The organism is Bacillus sp. 37MA (genome assembly GCF_000372765.1).
GTDB classification, from domain to species: domain Bacteria; phylum Bacillota; class Bacilli; order Bacillales; family Domibacillaceae; genus Domibacillus; species Domibacillus aminovorans.
In genome coordinates this window covers 1786975-1803330 of sequence record NZ_KB889752.1, presented here as the reverse complement: position 1 = coordinate 1803330, position 16356 = coordinate 1786975, and the positions used below count along the sequence as shown (strand labels likewise).

Annotated in this window: 19 protein-coding genes and 3 pseudogenes; 15 read left to right on the top strand and 7 right to left on the bottom strand. The window is 40.8% G+C overall.

Features of this window, described 5'->3' with window-relative positions:
* Positions 1–189: 189 nt before the first annotated feature.
* The 6 genes and pseudogenes from A3M5_RS0110110 to A3M5_RS26165 all read left to right on the top strand — a co-directional run bounded on the left by A3M5_RS0110110 (position 190) and on the right by A3M5_RS26165 (position 6124).
* A complete protein-coding gene (locus tag A3M5_RS0110110; RefSeq protein WP_063974903.1) occupies positions 190–891 on the top strand; it encodes an ankyrin repeat domain-containing protein in 702 nt (233 codons plus the stop codon).
* 88 nt (positions 892–979) lie between these two features.
* A complete protein-coding gene (locus A3M5_RS0110105) occupies positions 980–2062 on the top strand; it encodes a hypothetical protein (RefSeq protein WP_018393647.1) in 1083 nt (360 codons plus the stop codon).
* A gap of 151 nt (positions 2063–2213) precedes the next feature.
* Positions 2214–2309 (top strand): annotated as a pseudogene (locus A3M5_RS26840) (hypothetical protein); the annotation flags it as partial.
* A 174-nt stretch (positions 2310–2483) separates the two neighbouring features.
* The gene (locus A3M5_RS0110095; RefSeq protein ID WP_018393645.1) at positions 2484–3653 is read left to right on the top strand and encodes a DUF2325 domain-containing protein; all 1170 of its coding nucleotides are present in this window, start codon (positions 2484–2486) and stop codon (positions 3651–3653) included.
* 358 nt (positions 3654–4011) lie between these two features.
* Positions 4012–5832, top strand: coding sequence for a LysM peptidoglycan-binding domain-containing protein (locus A3M5_RS0110085; RefSeq protein WP_018393643.1), 1821 nt, complete (start codon positions 4012–4014; stop codon positions 5830–5832).
* A 154-nt stretch (positions 5833–5986) separates the two neighbouring features.
* Positions 5987–6124, top strand: a complete 138-nt coding sequence (locus A3M5_RS26165) for a hypothetical protein (protein ID WP_231373233.1) — start codon at positions 5987–5989, stop codon at positions 6122–6124.
* A 71-nt stretch (positions 6125–6195) separates the two neighbouring features.
* Here the strand turns inward: A3M5_RS26165 and A3M5_RS24730 are convergent, their stop codons facing one another.
* Positions 6196–6582, bottom strand: coding sequence for a YmaF family protein (locus A3M5_RS24730; protein WP_082193892.1), 387 nt, complete (start codon positions 6580–6582; stop codon positions 6196–6198).
* Positions 6583–6933: 351 nt separating this feature from the next.
* Between A3M5_RS24730 and A3M5_RS26160 the strand changes: the two are divergent.
* Positions 6934–7397 (top strand): annotated as a pseudogene (locus A3M5_RS26160) (PhnE/PtxC family ABC transporter permease); the annotation flags it as partial.
* Between the two features lie 89 nt (positions 7398–7486).
* On the opposite strand, the gene A3M5_RS0110055 reads toward A3M5_RS26160, so the two are convergent.
* The gene (locus A3M5_RS0110055; protein WP_018393640.1) at positions 7487–8911 is read right to left on the bottom strand and encodes a Na+/H+ antiporter NhaC family protein; all 1425 of its coding nucleotides are present in this window, start codon (positions 8909–8911) and stop codon (positions 7487–7489) included.
* A gap of 205 nt (positions 8912–9116) precedes the next feature.
* On the opposite strand from A3M5_RS0110055, the gene A3M5_RS26650 reads away from it, so the two are divergent.
* Both A3M5_RS26650 and A3M5_RS0110050 read left to right on the top strand, forming a co-directional pair.
* Entirely contained in the window at positions 9117–9290 is a 174-nt protein-coding gene (locus tag A3M5_RS26650; RefSeq protein ID WP_082193891.1) for a TetR/AcrR family transcriptional regulator, read from the top strand.
* A 12-nt stretch (positions 9291–9302) separates the two neighbouring features.
* Entirely contained in the window at positions 9303–9791 is a 489-nt protein-coding gene (locus A3M5_RS0110050; protein ID WP_018393639.1) for a hypothetical protein, read from the top strand.
* A 64-nt stretch (positions 9792–9855) separates the two neighbouring features.
* On the opposite strand, the gene A3M5_RS0110045 is transcribed toward A3M5_RS0110050, so the two are convergent.
* Positions 9856–11421 carry an alkaline phosphatase family protein gene (locus tag A3M5_RS0110045; RefSeq protein ID WP_018393638.1) on the bottom strand — a complete coding sequence of 522 codons (1566 nt, stop codon included), beginning with the start codon at positions 11419–11421 and terminating at the stop codon, positions 9856–9858.
* Positions 11422–11571: 150 nt separating this feature from the next.
* Positions 11572–11883, bottom strand: coding sequence for a hypothetical protein (locus A3M5_RS0110040; protein WP_018393637.1), 312 nt, complete (start codon positions 11881–11883; stop codon positions 11572–11574).
* A 220-nt stretch (positions 11884–12103) separates the two neighbouring features.
* Here A3M5_RS0110040 and A3M5_RS26645 point away from each other — a divergent pair, with 220 nt between their 5' ends.
* On the top strand, positions 12104–12268 hold the full coding sequence (locus A3M5_RS26645) for a thiamine-binding protein (protein WP_155894767.1): 165 nt from the start codon (positions 12104–12106) through the stop codon (positions 12266–12268).
* 232 nt (positions 12269–12500) lie between these two features.
* Here the strand turns inward: A3M5_RS26645 and A3M5_RS22805 are convergent, their stop codons facing one another.
* The 3 genes from A3M5_RS22805 to A3M5_RS25380 all read right to left on the bottom strand — a co-directional run bounded on the left by A3M5_RS22805 (position 12501) and on the right by A3M5_RS25380 (position 13480).
* Positions 12501–12743, bottom strand: coding sequence for a CPBP family intramembrane glutamic endopeptidase (locus tag A3M5_RS22805; protein WP_082193889.1), 243 nt, complete (start codon positions 12741–12743; stop codon positions 12501–12503).
* Positions 12744–12818: 75 nt separating this feature from the next.
* The gene (locus tag A3M5_RS24710; RefSeq protein WP_082193888.1) at positions 12819–13025 is read right to left on the bottom strand and encodes a cysteine-rich CWC family protein; all 207 of its coding nucleotides are present in this window, start codon (positions 13023–13025) and stop codon (positions 12819–12821) included.
* A 302-nt stretch (positions 13026–13327) separates the two neighbouring features.
* Positions 13328–13480, bottom strand: coding sequence for a hypothetical protein (locus tag A3M5_RS25380; protein WP_155894700.1), 153 nt, complete (start codon positions 13478–13480; stop codon positions 13328–13330).
* Between the two features lie 9 nt (positions 13481–13489).
* Between A3M5_RS25380 and A3M5_RS24705 the strand changes: the two are divergent.
* The 5 genes and pseudogenes from A3M5_RS24705 to ykzP all read left to right on the top strand — a co-directional run.
* Positions 13490–13723: pseudogene (locus A3M5_RS24705) on the top strand (NAD(P)H-dependent oxidoreductase); the annotation flags it as partial.
* 267 nt (positions 13724–13990) lie between these two features.
* Positions 13991–14581, top strand: a complete 591-nt coding sequence (locus A3M5_RS22800; protein WP_082193887.1) for a nitroreductase family protein — start codon at positions 13991–13993, stop codon at positions 14579–14581.
* 512 nt (positions 14582–15093) lie between these two features.
* Entirely contained in the window at positions 15094–15735 is a 642-nt protein-coding gene (gene hxlA, locus A3M5_RS0110025; protein WP_018393635.1) for a 3-hexulose-6-phosphate synthase, read from the top strand.
* A 97-nt stretch (positions 15736–15832) separates the two neighbouring features.
* Positions 15833–16051: a hypothetical protein gene (locus A3M5_RS0110020; protein WP_155894699.1), complete on the top strand. Its 219-nt coding sequence runs from the start codon at positions 15833–15835 to the stop codon at positions 16049–16051.
* A 91-nt stretch (positions 16052–16142) separates the two neighbouring features.
* Positions 16143–16307 (top strand): protein YkzP, encoded by a 165-nt coding sequence (ykzP, locus tag A3M5_RS25805; RefSeq protein WP_018393633.1) that lies wholly within the window; start codon positions 16143–16145, stop codon positions 16305–16307.
* The last annotated feature ends 49 nt before the right edge of the window (positions 16308–16356 follow it).

Sequence of the window (16356 nt, the reverse complement as noted above, 5' to 3'; positions counted from 1 at the left end):
GAGGGAGTTTAAGATTAAGTACTAACATACATTTTAGACGGAATCACAAAGTCCAACTGAAAATTTATAAGGGGGGAATTCTCATAGAACCTCAAAAATTTTTGGAACAAGCAATGTCATTGGCTCGTCAGAATGTAGCATGGGTCAAGAGCAGTGACAATACCAAATAATAATAGGGGCGCGTATTTTATGAGGAAGTGGCTAGCAGCAGTTATAGGATGCATGATCTTCCATCAAGGGTGTGTCTCAGATGACAAGGAAGAGTCCAAAAAACAGGTAAAGGAGGTAGAAGTAGGAGTGGATGAACAACTTATTCAAGCAGCTGATCGTAAAGAAACTGAAACGATAAGCAAATTGATTAAGAAAGGGGCCGATATCAATACACAGGACTCAGAAGGACGAACTGCCACTATGATAGCGACTTATAACAATGATGCCATGACCGCAAAAGTTCTGATCGACGCGGGTGCGGACGTCAACATCCAGGATGACATGAAAAACAATCCGTTCCTGTATGCGGGTGCGGAAGGATACTTTGAAATTCTGAAGCTTACGATTGATGCAGGTGCCGATCCAACGATTACTAACCGCTATGGAGGAACTGCTTTGATCCCTGCTTCGGAACATGGATATGTGAATGTTGTTAAAGAACTTCTTACCAACACGGATACCGATGTTAATCATGTAAATGACCTAGGCTGGACGGCTTTATTAGAAGCAATTATTTTGAATGATGGAAATGAAAAACAGCAGCAAACGGTGCAATTGCTTATAGATCATGGGGCGGATGTGAACATATCTGATCATAATAATGTGCCCCCTTTACAACATGCACGTGAGAAAGGTTTTAAAGAGATTGAACAAATTTTGTTAAAAGCAGGAGTAAAATAACTATTGTACAAGCCTTCATCAGTGAAATCACATGGTTTTATTGAAATGATTATCAATAAACAAAATTAAATAATTAGGAGCTGACAACATGAATAAAAAAGCAAAAATATTATCACCTTTACTACTCGGATTAACATTAGTTATAACAGGATGTAACACGAACACACAAGACACCCAAAGTGAACAGAAGCAAGAACAACCTCAAAAAGAAACACAAAACGAAGCACAAATTAAGGAGTTACAGCCGTTAAATATGATGACATTACAAATAACATTTACTGAGCCATTACTTGAGGAAGATGTAAATACAGAAAACTTGGAAAATATTAAGAAAAACTTTGAATTTGATAATGATATGAGCATTGTCAACGTTCCACGATTAAAGACGGGTACAGAAAGTACCTATATTGTGCCCGTGACAATCCAAAAACCAGGAACCGCATATACAGTTAGTTATAAAGGCGAAGAAAAACAGTCCTTTGAAGCGAGTAAGGAGAAAATCAATATACGTCAAACCAAACAGGTTACAAACGATACATTTGAAATTGAATCCTTTAAAGAAGATGGCGTAACCGATTATGCGAATATTATTGAAGCGTATCGGGCTGATAGAGGTGATTTGGCTTTTCAAGTAGATAACGAAAATAAAGATGAAAATGGAAAACAATATCAAGTGATCTCATCTTTACGAGATCGTGTAGTTACAATGACATCGGATAAAGGGGAAAAAATCACAGCAAATTATGTTCCGTTTACCCAAGCTGCAGATGGCAGACAAGCGCCAAAATTCCGTTTACCAGAAGGGCAAACATTAACGCCTGGTACAGAATATACGGTGACATCTGATTGGGCAACGATCAAGAACCCAACCTTTACTGCTGAAGAGATTGCTCCTCTTACAATCAAGTCAGCAGAAGCAATTGACAGCAAATCGTTCCAAATAACAGTAGATAAAGATCCGGGTATGGAGTTATTTGCTGGTCGTAAAGTGCAATTAAAAGGTGATGACGGCAGCAATATAGAAGCCCAATATCGCTTCTCCTCCCGCAAAGGACCTGTCGGAATCTTTGATGTGCTGAACGATAAAACATTGCAACCAGGCGTCAAATACACAGTAGTACCAATGAACAATTGGGCAACTGCAGATCATGTATCTTTAATAGCTAAGTAGAATTAGAAATAAAAGGAAGAGAGGCGATTCATCGTTTTTCTTCCTTTTTTATTATTTAAGGTCTTTGAGATGGAAAAGAGGGGTATGGTAAATAATTCTTCTGTTTTTAGTAAATGTTTTGCATCAGAACCATTTTCCTGAATACGTATTTGATTATAATATTGTTATTCCAAACGATCGCTTATTGGAAATTATCGATAAACATGTACCCATGCTTGAAGCATTCCGTGAAGCAGATCATATCCTTTGTAGAATACGTCTCCAGCATGGTACAATACTCCTGTACAGACTGCTTTTTGAAAATGGAAGATATCATGAGACAACATATGGTACAAACAATAATACAAATAAACTTACTTAAGTTATATTTCTGAACGCTTCCGGACAAAGTCCGGGGCGTTTTTTTGAAAGGAAGTAAAAAATGGTGAATGACGAAAACTTTTTAAAATTAAAACAAACGGTGGACACGCTTATTACCTATAAGGAAAAAGGTGTGGACGTCAGTGGAGCGGATTATCCTGTTTACATAAAAGAGATAAAGAGGTATTGGCAATTGCTTCGGGTGGAAGAACTCGACGCAGTGAAGCTATTTATATTTAAGCAGAATATGTTCGAGATGACGCCGAGTGAACGGTCGGTTGTACTTGGCTCGTTCGGTATTCAATTGACAGATAAGGATAAAAAGAAAGGGATCACAGGTGCGATGGAGCGACTGTACAGGCACTATCATAAGCCGACTGTACGCGCGCGCGTAGAGCAAATCGTTGCATCGTCGGTACGTGAAGCGGCGGTCGCGTTACGAAAAGAGGAGACGATGGCAGATGCGTTGGCGGAACTGTCACTTGTATCCATATTGTTCACGGCACTAAACGACCAGCGCTCAGACTGGATGGACGACTTGATTAAACACGCCCCGCTCGAGTATGTGAAATTGCAAATAGACCTGTTGACCTTTGCCAGTGATGTTCCGAGTGATGTCTTTTCTTTTAAAAAGACGCAAGATATAGCCCCATCCAACCTTCTAGACGACGAACGAAATGATGGGGAGAAAGACCGCGAAATAGCAAAATTGACCGAACAGGTTCGTTTGTTGCAAAAGGAAAAAGAGGACATACAACGTGAATTGGATTCTTTTTTGGAAGAGGCGACGAAGGAAGTGACTACGCTGCAAGAAGAGTGCAATATATGTCATGATGTCGTGATGCAACTGAATGATAAAGTGGAACAGCAGGCGCTTGTCATTCGCACGTTGAAACGTGAAACAGATGGACAGAAAGAGGAACCTATTCTTGATTTACGTGGTGCGGTTGTCGCATTCATCGGTGGGGAAAAAGTGCGCCATTTCCAAAAAGTTGTTCATAAATACAACGGGAAAATGAACTTTGTATCAGAAACCGATTTGACACTTGTCGACGGTGCAGTAAGCCGGGCAGACGTCGTTTTTTTTATGCACGGTTTTGCGGGCCATTCACTTTATTATAAAACGAAAGAAGCGGCAGCCAAATACGATGTTCCGTTTGAATATGTAAACACGACAGGCGTCAGCGGATTTGAACGACAATTGAAAAATTTTATCGTTCAAACCATTTGAAAGAAGGAGTGATAAGGTGTTGGAACTGTTAATGATAACGCGGACAGTGCTCGTTGTCCTGCTTGTTGTGCTGATCGTAATATGGCTTCTGAAAAAATTATTCCGATTGGCTTTTTTTGCGGTGGTGATTTTGGGGATTTGGTATGTGTGCACGCATTATTTTGGGCTCTGATGAGGGGCTCTTTTTTGTTTTGATTTTTGGGAGAATAGATAAAATCCACTTTCCATCCGATTGTTGAATCTCACCTTGCCCATACGAATAGCATAACGTATGGGCAGAGAGGTGAAGACCGTTTTTGTCTGTAAAATCTCGTGATCCAGTGCCGAAATATAATTTCACTAGAGGGAAGTGATAAAGATGCAATTTTTTTATACGGTTCGTCCCGGTGATACATTGTACCAGATTGCGAGGCGATGGGAACTTCCAGTTGAATCCGTTATTGCGGCAAGCAATTTGACGCCTCCCTATACGATTTTTGTGGGGCAACAGCTGTCGATTCCGCCTGGTGTCAATGCATACCGCGTACAGCCAGGAGATTCGGTCAATCGGATTTCTCAAATTTATGGAGTACCGTCAACCGTGATCATTGAAGCAAACCGGCTTCAGCCCCCTTACGTTATACAGGCCGGTCAGCTACTGAATATTCCGCCTGGTGTCCCTTACTATGTCGTGCAATCCGGCGATACACTGTTTCAGATCGCGGGACGCTATAACGTGACAACGGGAGGACAAAGTAATTACGAGCTGATCCGGCAGGTCAACCGACTTCCATCCTCGACCATTTTTCCGGGAATGAAATTAGTCATTCCTTACGCCCCTCCTGGTGATCGAGGGCTGATTGTGTATACATCGGATCGCGGCGGACATGACGATATTTGGTTATATCATCCTCAAAATGGAATGAATGTGCAGCTAACAAACGAATTAGGCGACTCTTTCTCGAAACCGATATGGTCGCCGGACAGCCGTAAAATCGCTTTTGTAGGGAAGAACAGAATTCTCTATGTTATTTTTATCACTACCGGTTCAATAGCCCGTATTGATCAGTTGGAGGAAGGGGCGGAATTAGGTTTGGGTTGGTCGCCGGACAGCCAACAATTAGCCTATACGAAGCAGGAACACATGGTTTTGTATAACGTCCTATCACACGAAGCGCAAAGCATTAGGCAGCCTGGTGCATCCGATGTCGGATGGTTTCCAAACGGGACGGAACTGCTGTTTCAAGCACCAGACGCATCGAGTATAAGTCAGCTTTTCCGTATTCGAACAGACGGAATGGGTAAACAGCCAATCACAAGAAACACGGACGGTCCTCTCCATAATGCTCGTCTATCTCCCGATGGAACATTTGCGCTTTATACAACGCCTGGTGCTAGTATTTCGATCATTCACACCGTAGAGCTCTCAACAGGCAATGTGTTTGAAGTGAAAGGAGGTCCGCTTGCCAAAAATTATTTCCCGGAATGGTCTCCTAACTCTTCGCAAATTGCTTACAGCGCGACTGCTTTTGACGACAGAGGATCTTTCTCGCAGATCAGAACCGTAGGACGCCAAGGAGAAAATGATCGGATAGGGGCGATCTCCAATTGCTTTGCGACACCTGTTACCTGGTCACCAAATGGTAGAAAAATCGCTTATCTTTCCGGCTGCAAGGAACAGGAGTTTGCCAGTGAGATGTGGGTTCTCGATCTCCATCACCCTGTTCCCATTCGCCTTATCGAAGGAGTTAGGATCATGTCTCTGCAGTGGTCACCTTTGCCGATTCTTGATTTATCGAGAAAGACATATACGAACCCAGTCTACAAAGTTAGATTCCAATATCCATCGCACTGGCAAAAAGTAAACGATGAAAGATATGAAGGGGGTGAAGGCTTCTTTCAAATTTCAGCCATTTCCGCCGGTCAAAACATAGATGAGGTATGCCGTAGTGAAGCTTTTCATCGTTTAATGCCCTATGGCTCAATGCCCCGTATCGTTAACACACAAATTCAACATGAACAGGCATGCACCATTTTTCCTTCTGCTGACCAATCCACTGAAATGAAGGGCCAGGCAGCTGTGATTGTCAAGTATCCAAAGCCGATTGAAATCCAAGGGGCAACTTACAATTACTTTATCTTATGGGCAGACAAGGAGCATCTAAACGAAATATCCTCAACATTGATCTTTTTACTGTGAAAGGATGGATAGTTGATAACTTCGAAACGGACAAACATAGAAAGTCTGAAAAAGTTCTCCTGCCAGGGAGAGCTTTTTCAGACTTTCTCATAAATATTGATTTATGGGAGACGATATAAACATCCATTTGATTAAAATAAAGGACGTGAATATAATGGATTTTGTTCATGGACAGGAATCACTCATGGCCATTCAATGGGTTTTAAGAGCAGTTGTTGCTTTTTACTTTTTGCGGCTAAACAAACAGAAAATACATAATCTAATGCAGCATAAGGACATTATGTTGTATTAAAAAGCCCACATATTTAAAATATGTGGGCTTAAACCGTTGATACTTTCTGACAGCTTATTTATAAATCTGTTTCAGGCGCTGGTGTTGCCCCTATATTTATGGGAATGGGGATGAGAGCCGTTAACGGTCGTTACCCCTTGAAAAGTATGATAATGCCCACCATTAGGTAATGGAATAGCAGGACCAGTCAATCCTCGGATTTCATGTTTGTGTCCATCATCAAATGAAGTAATCGTAAAGTATCGATGAGTATGGGGTACTCCGGTAGGCGCAGGTTCCGTTGTTCCAGCATAGTGATGATGATGCCCTTCATTAAAAGAGGTCACTCCTGAAAAATGATGGATATGGACGGGTACGGGCCGGCCATTCCATGTCGTAATATACAAATGGTGAGAATGGCCAGAATCTGAATTTGAATCGTCTGAATGCATAATCAAACCAGTAACCGGTATTTCCATATGTGTTTTTCGCCACCTTTCTTATCCTTCTCCTACACTTTATGAAAATGAGGGCCAAGAATTCCTCCTTTAAGAGTGCTTGATTTTATTATGGCGATTTTAATTGGAAACATTATTGCCCATCCTTTGTCGGATGAACAATTGGGACTAAAGGGATCTATGATAACGATGACTGTCTTAGTTCTTTTATATAGCTGGTGTATTTTTGAGTTTAAAATGGGTCAAATTAAGACGCTGGCTTGACCCTTCCCCTTATCCACTCATAATAAAAGTCAAAATAAAGATAGAAGAAACATGTCAAAATGAGACCGTTTTTTATCAAAGGAGGATAAAGTTTAGATATCAACTAAAATGGTTGCTTTTATTAGAGCGGTGCCGACTGTGCTATGGGTACTGATATTCACGGTTGCCGCCGGTTTAGGAGCCCAGCTGCAGTAATTGGCATGACCTTTCATCCCATCGGCTACTAAATCAAGGTGTATTCAGAGTCATTCGAAAAATTGGATCAAGGAGTGATTGAAGCCCTGCAGGCAAGCGGCGCCAATTGGTGGCAAATTGTCTTTCAAGCGGTCATTTCTTCATCCATCACTTATATGATTTCCTAGACGTTCCTCCGCTTTGAAATTAACTTTGCGGTAGCAATCGCCACGGGAGCAGCTGCAGGAGCCGGAGGAATCAGGTACGACATGTTCATGGCTAGCAGCTTTTATTTAGATATGAGGGAAATCGGAACCATCACCTATTTTATCCTTGCTGTTGTCATTACTCTTGAAAATGTTGCGATAACAATAAAGAGGAAGCTGAAGGCGGTGTAGGGATCGAACTGCATAAACAAAAACTCCTGCTATCGAATCAATAGCGGGAGTTTTTATATGAACCTTCAGCAAGTGTGCCGGCAGCTTTTTCAAGAAACGAAAAAGCTGCTTACAACAAATAATACAACTGCTATTACTCCTCCAATAGCTGAGACCTTCAATTTATAGCGGGCATAGTCAACAAGGTCCATATCCAAAATGGAGGCAGTCGTAATGGTCGTATCACCAAGAGGGGAGGTGATTGCCCCGAATGCGCCGCTTGCAAAGACAGCGCCGACTGTTAAAGGAATGGATGCATCCGTTGAAACAGCCAGTGTAATTCCCAATGGCATGAACAGTCCCCAGGTTCCCCAAGAGCTTCCAATAAAATAACCGACGATAGAACCAAGCACAAAAATGGTAGCAGGAGTCAGAAAAGCAGGCAGAAAGCTTCCGAGTGAGCCGCCGATAAACACGGAAAAACCAAGATCCTCAGCAGCCAGTGTTAATGCCCAAATGAGAATGAGCAGGCTGATTGCTTCCATCATTTGATTGCCGCCATCGTAAAAATGATAGAGAATTTCATTCATCTTTACGCGTCTGATTATGTAAAAAATAAACGTTAATACGAGAGTAATAAAAACAGCCAGCAGCATCACAAATGTAGCATCCGCCATTGAAAAGGCTTCAAAAATGGTGTTAGCTCCTTGTGTCATACCGTCCTGCCATAACAGATAGAGTGAAAGTGCCAGCAGCAAAAATACCGGGAAAATCAAATGCCATGGCTGCGCTTTAACGAGCGATAATTCTTTCTTAATCCCCATCCGGTGAAACTCATGTTCTTTTTCTTCAAGGTCTGAATGGATTTCCTTATTGCTGCGGCCCGTCCTTTTATGTGGCCAAAATGTCTGCACAATCCCAATAAGCAGCATAACGATCGCATAAAAGTTAAACAAAATACTTAATAAGAACACTTCATAAGGGGACATGCCAAGGTTAAGGCCACTGATTCCACCCTCAACCAAAGAAACCATAAACCCGACAAAAGCCGTCGCAACCGGCAGCAGTACGATGACAGACTCAGTAGAAATATCGAGTGTCATCCCTACTTTTTGCTTGGAGAGGTGCATTTTTTTAATTAAGGACTTAATAATCGGTCCAATCATCATAATCCGAAACATCGGCATCATGAACGTAAAAGGGATGGTCATCCAAATAAAGACCAGAAGGCTCCTTTCCGTTTTAATCCTCGTACCAGCCCACTCCGAAAAACCTTTAATTCCGCCTGCAATATTCATCATTCCAACGAGACCGCTAAATAAATATAAAAACCCGATGATTTTGATATTTGTTTCATCTGAGAGGGTTGTAACAATGTAAGAAACAGATTGCTCAATACCAGCCAGCAATCCGCCTGACACGATTATGGAACCAATGAGAATGCCTACCACAAGCCCGGGCAGGATATTTTTAAGCCAGATAGACATCGCGATGACGATCATAAATGGAATAATAGAAAGCCATGTTTGATCCAAAATTTACCTCCTCCATTGAATACGCCATTACTGAATTAGTATAGCCAGCGGAGTGAGCTCCATTCATAGAATCTCGTTAGCTCATGGTTAGCTAAGCAGGCACCTGAATTAAATTTCCCTCATGTATTCCCCGCGTTCTTAATAAAATGATCATAGAAGCAAGTAGCCGGTAAAATGGCGTGGATCATTTTTAGCTTACCCTTTCATGCCCTGTATGGCATTTTCGGCAAATGGTATTCCTCTCCAAATAAAAAGCATTCATACATATTCTCTATGGAGGAATGGTGGAATCAAGGCGTTACGGATTAAGGATTTAGCTGGAAAAGCAGGGACGTCTCCTGCTTCCATTTATAATTATTACGGGAGTAAAGAGAAATGATTATATAAGGTAATGAGAGGATTTTACGAACAACAGATTGACGCATTGAAAGGCCTTGTAAGTAATGAAGAACCTTTTATTGAGCAATTAAATGGTTTTTTTCTTCAAAAACCTAAAGATACAAACTTGCTCAGAAAAGACATTATGGAGGAGATTCTTAAATCCAATAGTGAACTAAACTCATTGGTTAAGGAATATCAGCAGAAAACCATTCCTATTTTCTTAGAATGGATTGAAAAGGGACGAAAACAAGGATACGTAAAAGAGGGAATCTCTAACGAACTTATATTGTATTACTACAACATGATGGCAGCAGCGATGGAGAATTTATATAAGCAATTGGCGGACCACCCGGATATTGATCAGATTTTTCAGCAACTAAAACACATGTTTTTTATGGTTTTATCAAGGAATCAGAGTAGTGTCCGACACGCTAGTTCGGTTCTGAAAACCTTAGGGACAGTTGCAAAGGCCGAGATTATAAACAACATTTTATTATGAATTCAAAATAAAGATGGAACAAAATCATCCTCGCTTTTGTTCCATCTTATAAAAAATATAGGCGTTATTTTGTCAGTTCTACTAGCCAGTCTTTAAAATCGACTAACCGCTGGTGCTTAGGCGCCTGATCTGTTCCCGTGATAATCAGGGGTACCTCAGAATCTATTTTGTGTAAGGATCCGTGAGCTGCTCCCCCAGCGTGATTGGGGCTATGTGTTCCGACAAATTCATACCCGGGTTTTGCATCAACGATGATATATTGGCCTTCGTGTGAATGAAGTGCTCCATATAGTCTTGCAAGGGCATCAGGGTAATCATCATAGTTGATTTCATTTTGTTCATTGACGGATAAATCCAAAACGGAACGATCTCCTTTCAAATCCCAGGATTGTCCATACTGATCTGTGTATGGGCCGTTAGGTGAAAAGGTAAATGGTTTATCGGATCCTTCCGCCAGTACATAGCTGATATTGTCCTTTTTCCAAGCAATGAAATCAATTCTGGAATCCGTTTTTAATTTTGATGTAATGTCAGATATCTCAATCCTTTCATCTTGTATATAAATGTACGCCATCCGTTCATTGACAGCTAAAGCCAGTTCCTTGTTAGACGGTTGATCCGGGTTCCAAAAGGTATATTCATCCAGTAACGTGTTTAAATCAATCAGCGCCTTATTGCGATCCTTTATAATAGCGGATTGCCCGCTGTCGCCATGCACAATCCAAATGGCTTTTTGAATCGCGTCATCCCATGATGAATAGGCGTTCAAAATCGTCTGAAGCTGTTTATCCACTTCTTCAATCCCTTTCTGTTCCTTTGGCCCATGTTCATGAACTTGCTGATCTAGGTTCGGGAAATAGGCAAGAGTGAAGGCAGGCAATTTATCTTTTTGAATGAAGTATGTCAGCTCATTTGACGTGAATTGATTATTGATGCCCATCGATTGCCACACATAATTATACCGGTCATTTTCCGGGTTGAATTGTGACAAGCTCCCCATGGATAGAAGGGCCGGTCCGTTTACTTCTACGTCTTGTGGCAAAAGGTTCATCCCTGAAACAAGTGTTGGAATATGTAAACGATGAGTTTGATCTCCACGATGGATCAGACCATTTATAGAAGCGGATTGAATATGACTTTTCGCCAGCTCCTCATAAATGGTAGGTATATTCTTGTTTAAATGCGTCTCGTTTAACTCGATGAGGCCATCTCTTACCACATTTTTTATGCCGAGGTTCCACATTTCGCTTTTTCCGCCTCCATAACTAATGAGACGGTTTTCATCTTGCTTAAACCAGCTAAGACCTGGGATCTTATGCTTATCAGCGTAAGTACCCGTTAAAAGAGTACTGTCAATGGTCACGGACATCGTGGGATAAGAGCTGACCATTTCAGGAAGATACTGTCCATGTTTCATTAAAAATTCGAGTGCGGGCGCTTTCCCTTCATCTATTGCTTTTTTCAACGGCTGATCCATTAGGGAATCGATTGCTAATACGACTACTGGTTTAGGAGCTGCCGTGATGGAAACTTTATTTAGATCTTTTGTGGGCGTAATCAACAAATACCAGCCTAGACCGGCGATAAAGAAAAAGAAAATAATAACGGACACGAATATTTTGCGTATCATGACGTCAACCTTTCCTTGATGAATATCGTTAGTATGGATAAAAAGAGGAGGGTGGATACTTAATTGAAAAAATAAAAAGCTTATAGAACGGCCTTGATACAGGCCGTGTCTATAAGCTAAGCTGTTTTAATTTGATTTATTACTTACACTTTATTTGACATTGTTCGGTGTTTGATTTGATGATTGCTGTTGAGAAGCTTGATTATTCATCATTCCTTGAAGGGGCTGTGCCATTTTTTGTGTGGCCTGTCCGTTCATCATTCCTTGTGTAGCCTGTCCGTTCATCATTCCCTGCGCAGCCTGTGGAATTTGTTGGGCTGCGGACCCAGTCATGGAACTCATAATGGTTTGCAGGAACGGCTGGAAAGTTCCACTGCGCAATCCTCTTGCTATTCCAAAAATAGCCGCACCTATTGCACCTAGTGATAACACAGAGCTGAGCATGCCGTTTCGATTATTCACTAAACATCCTCCTCCTTCTTCTTGTTTTGAAAAAGCTTTTTTATTATGTGAAAGCAGGCTGTAATTATTCTGGGTTTATTTTCTTCGTTCTGTATAACTCCTGCTTTTATTTAGGTAAATGAGGAAAATGAAGATTTTTCAAAGGATGCGGAAAACATGAAAATGATTGGTAAAATTACATACTAAACCATCTTGTAGATCAACGTATTATACTTTTTTCATGAACTGGATACATTTAAAAAACATAGAAAATCGTCTTTTTCCTCATTCTAAAGAGGAAAAGGGACTAAAATATCAGTTAACACCTACTTCAACAGTAGTGAAAGGAGATATCGATCAACTGTGGGAAGTAGCAAAAGACATGCATCAAGAATCCAGTGACTGAATACGACGGTACCCGTAATAACTCCTGCTTTTTTGCCTCAACATTGCCCAGCAAGAGACGTTGCTATTATGGCAAGCAATCATGCCCCGACGAAGGAATGAGTGTAGAATACATAAATCATCATGCTGGTATAGCCGTCGTCGCCCAATGGCTCGATTATCTCTACTCCAACTAAACTAAACGGAGCAAACGCAATTAGCCTTTACGCCCTTTTGGTGAATGTTTTCGTATTTTATGCAAATGCAGTAAGAATAATAGCAATGGCATTAAGAGTGCCATGAATGATGATGCCAGGAATGACTGAATGAGTCTTTTCGTATGCCCAAGCAAAGATTAGACCAGATGCGAAAGCGACCGGTAAAACATTAAATGTTGGGATACGAACAATCATGAAAATGAAAGAACTCGCATTGATCCCTGCAGTCATCCCATAATGACTTCTCAGCCATCGATAAAGGAAACCTCGATATAAAATTTCTTCATATTATATCTTTGAAAATAAGTAGACCGTTCAAGTAATTATTCTAATGTAATTTAAAAACTAGTCTATCTAACCTTTTTTCTTAAACTGCTCTAGACAGTTTTTGCATATGCACGTTTTTCTTAATTGATCAGGTGATACAAGATCAAAAATCTTTTTTGGAAAGACTTCTTCGTGACACCAACATATTCCTATTGATTTATCTTTAGAATTGCAGCAATGATTGCTTTTACCGCAGAGCGGACAACTCTCAGATTCATTAATCCCTACCGTCATGTTTGATCACCATCTTTATTTTCTATATTTCACCTAATTATACCAGGGTGTCAGCCCCCTCACTTTATACGTCCATTATAATCAAATATACGTTCCTTTTGTAAGTGACAAGCGTTGAAAAGACAAAAAAAGTCGAACGATTGACGCACCATAGGACATGCCTCGTTCGACCTTACTCTCAATCCCATCTCTAAAGACGATGGGATTTCCCGTTCGGAAAATCTGTAAAATTGATTAACTGCAAACCATTTGAAATAGAAGGAAGTGCCTTTTCGATATATTGCTCCGCTGTGAGATGGCTATTATGCTGTCAATCGACAGAGGCCAATACCCCAGCTTAACATGACTGAACCGATTCGAAGTGTTTCAAGATTCTCCGGCAGTTGATTTTTCCTTAATAGCTTATAAAACAGGTCTTCTAGCTCCGCCTTTAATTTTGTTTCGATTTTAGACATAAAGGCATCGTAACAACTTTCGACGTGTTCGCGGAAGATCTGCCTTACTTCGGTCAAGACGTATTCAACGCTTTTGGAAAAATGCAAAACGCAGAAGATTTATTAGACGTCGAGTAACGTATTTTAGCTGCTAAACAAAAAGCAATGGATGCGTTAACAGCTGCCGATGTAGTTGTTTTCGCGTTCCCATTATGGAACATAACAATTCCAGCGAAAGTACAAACATTTATTGATTATATGTATTGAGAAGATTGCAAACACATCATTTGCTCAATCAGTTAAGAAATAGTAATGTAGGATGGAATTAAAATAATACTGAATTCTGATCCTTACCAAAAATCTGTCATGATGAATAAGGAAAAAGAGATAGAGAAAATATTTTAATCTATAGGGGTAGTACCACCTTTATCACCATTTCCACGCCAAGGTTAAAACCTTTGCCATATAAGAAATTTCCTTAAAATGGTCGGTTTAGGAAGGTTGTAAAATACAATTACTGGAGGAATTATAATGTCAAATACACAAACCACCAATACCATCGAACAGCAAACCTTCTTCGATGTTATTCGGGAACGTCGTTCCGTTCGTACGTATGACCCATCAGTGCAGATCTCGCGCGAAGAAATGACCGAAATACTGGAGCAAGCAACATTGGCTCCTTCGTCTTCGAATCTGCAACCATGGCGTTTTCTAGTAATCGATACACCGGAGCTGAAGCAAAAGCTCCTGCCGATCGCGTTTAACCAACAGCAGGTAGTCGACGCGTCGGCTGTTATCGCTGTGCTCGGCGACGTGGAAAGCTACAAGAAAGCTGAGAAAATTTACGGACAGGCAGTCGAATCAGGCTTTATGCCTGAGGATACGGCTAAGTCATTCATCGAGCGTACGGTCGGCACGTACTCAAGCTTGCCGCCTGAAGTGGCTCGCCAAATCGTATACACGGATGGAGGCCTTATTTCGATGCAGCTCATGCTTGTCGCCCGAGCCAGAGGTTACGACACCGTTCCGATGGAGGGTACGATAAAACAAAGTTCTTTGAAGCGTTTGGCATCTCCGGACAGTACGAGTCGGTTATGCTCATTGCTATCGGTAAAGCAATGAAACCTGGACATCCGACTACACGTCTTCCTATCGAGGATGTAGCTTTCTTTAACGAAATGCCATCGGTATAAGCAAGCATAGTGTAAAAGAAAAGACCTTCGTGTACGCTTTACACCGATGCTCGAAGGTCTTTTACATTAGTATGTTGATTTGGCACACTTGGCACACTAAATTTCCGGTTTATGCAGCTATAGGGGGCTTATGCCGTTTCGGAAGTCAATCTCATGTATACACTACATTATGGGTCAGTGATGGCCCCCCTCACATTTACTGCATCCGTCGGACGACGGGTGTGGTTTTTTTGCATCTATCGCTCATATTTGTTTATCCTCAATCATCAGCTTAGAAAATCTAAAATGAGGAAGGAAATCATTTATTAAATTTTATAGTATACTTCTTGACACTATTTGATAATAAAGTGCGTACTTTATTTTCTAAACATTGGCACATATAATAAGTATAGCATCAAATTAGTAAAAAACTAACAAACCATTAGAAGGAGAGACATATCCATGAAATTACAATTAGCACTTGATCTTGTCAACATCCCAGAAGGTATCGCTGTCGTTAAAGAAGTAGAACAATTCGTTGATGTCGTTGAAATCGGCACACCAGTTATTATTAACGAAGGCCTTCGTGCAGTAAAAGAAATGAAAGAAGCATTCCCTAACTTAACAGTTCTTGCGGACTTGAAAGTAATGGATGCAGGCGGTTACGAAGTAATGGTAGCCTCTCAAGCAGGCGCAGGCATCGTAACGATTCTTGGCGCAACTGATGATGCAACAATTAAAGGTGCTGTTGAAGAAGCGAAAAAACACGGTTCTGAAATCTTGATCGACATGATCAACATTAAAGACCTTGCAAAACGCGCACAAGAAGTAGACGCACTTGGCGTAGATTACATCTGTGTACATACAGGTTACGATCTTCAAGCTGCAGGTGAAACACCGTTTGAACAGCTTAACACAATCAAAAGTGTCGTGAAAAACGCGAAAACAGCTGTAGCAGGCGGCATTAAATTAGAAACACTTCCAGGTGTTATTGCAGCACAACCGGATCTTGTTATCGTAGGCGGCGGCATCACAGGCGCAGACGACAAAAAAGCAGTTGCGGCAGAAATGCAACGACTCATTAAAGGTGCAGTTACAGCTTAAATTAAACGAACCACTTTTAAATGTAAGATGAATGAAAGCCGTCTCAACGAGGAATCTCTTGAGGCGGCTTTTTCTCATGAAATGGAGCTGTACGGATATGACGAAAGAATTGTTGTATTTGGTGCTGCAGGTGTTAGCGAAAGCTGCTTTAAAGGCATTTAAAGAGATAATAAGGAAACACTTTTTGTTTGTTTACCAAAAGTTAAAAATTTATAATCAATTCTTTCCAGGAGTTGTAAGGACAAAATCAAAAACAGTGCGGGTTTCAGTGTATGGAGACTTGCGTTGTTTTTATTTGTTTTACAAACAGACATGATAGTGGCATCCTTTCATTTCTCGAGTGAATATGAACGTAAGAACCGGGAAAGCTATCGGTGGTTCATTATAATTGGAAGGGAGATGATTAGATGGTTAAGCGTAAAGCTGAAAGAAATGCTGTAGAAAAATATGCTAAGACCCCGAAAAAAAATGTTACGGAAGCAGATTACTCTGTAGAATTTGCTGATGGGGAAGATCCAATGAAAGGGGCAAATCGTAACTCTAATCTTGGCCGGAAAGGCAGAGGCAATTGACGAAAAGAAAAGTTGGATCACAATGAGTGTAGCATTAAATTAGTAAAAA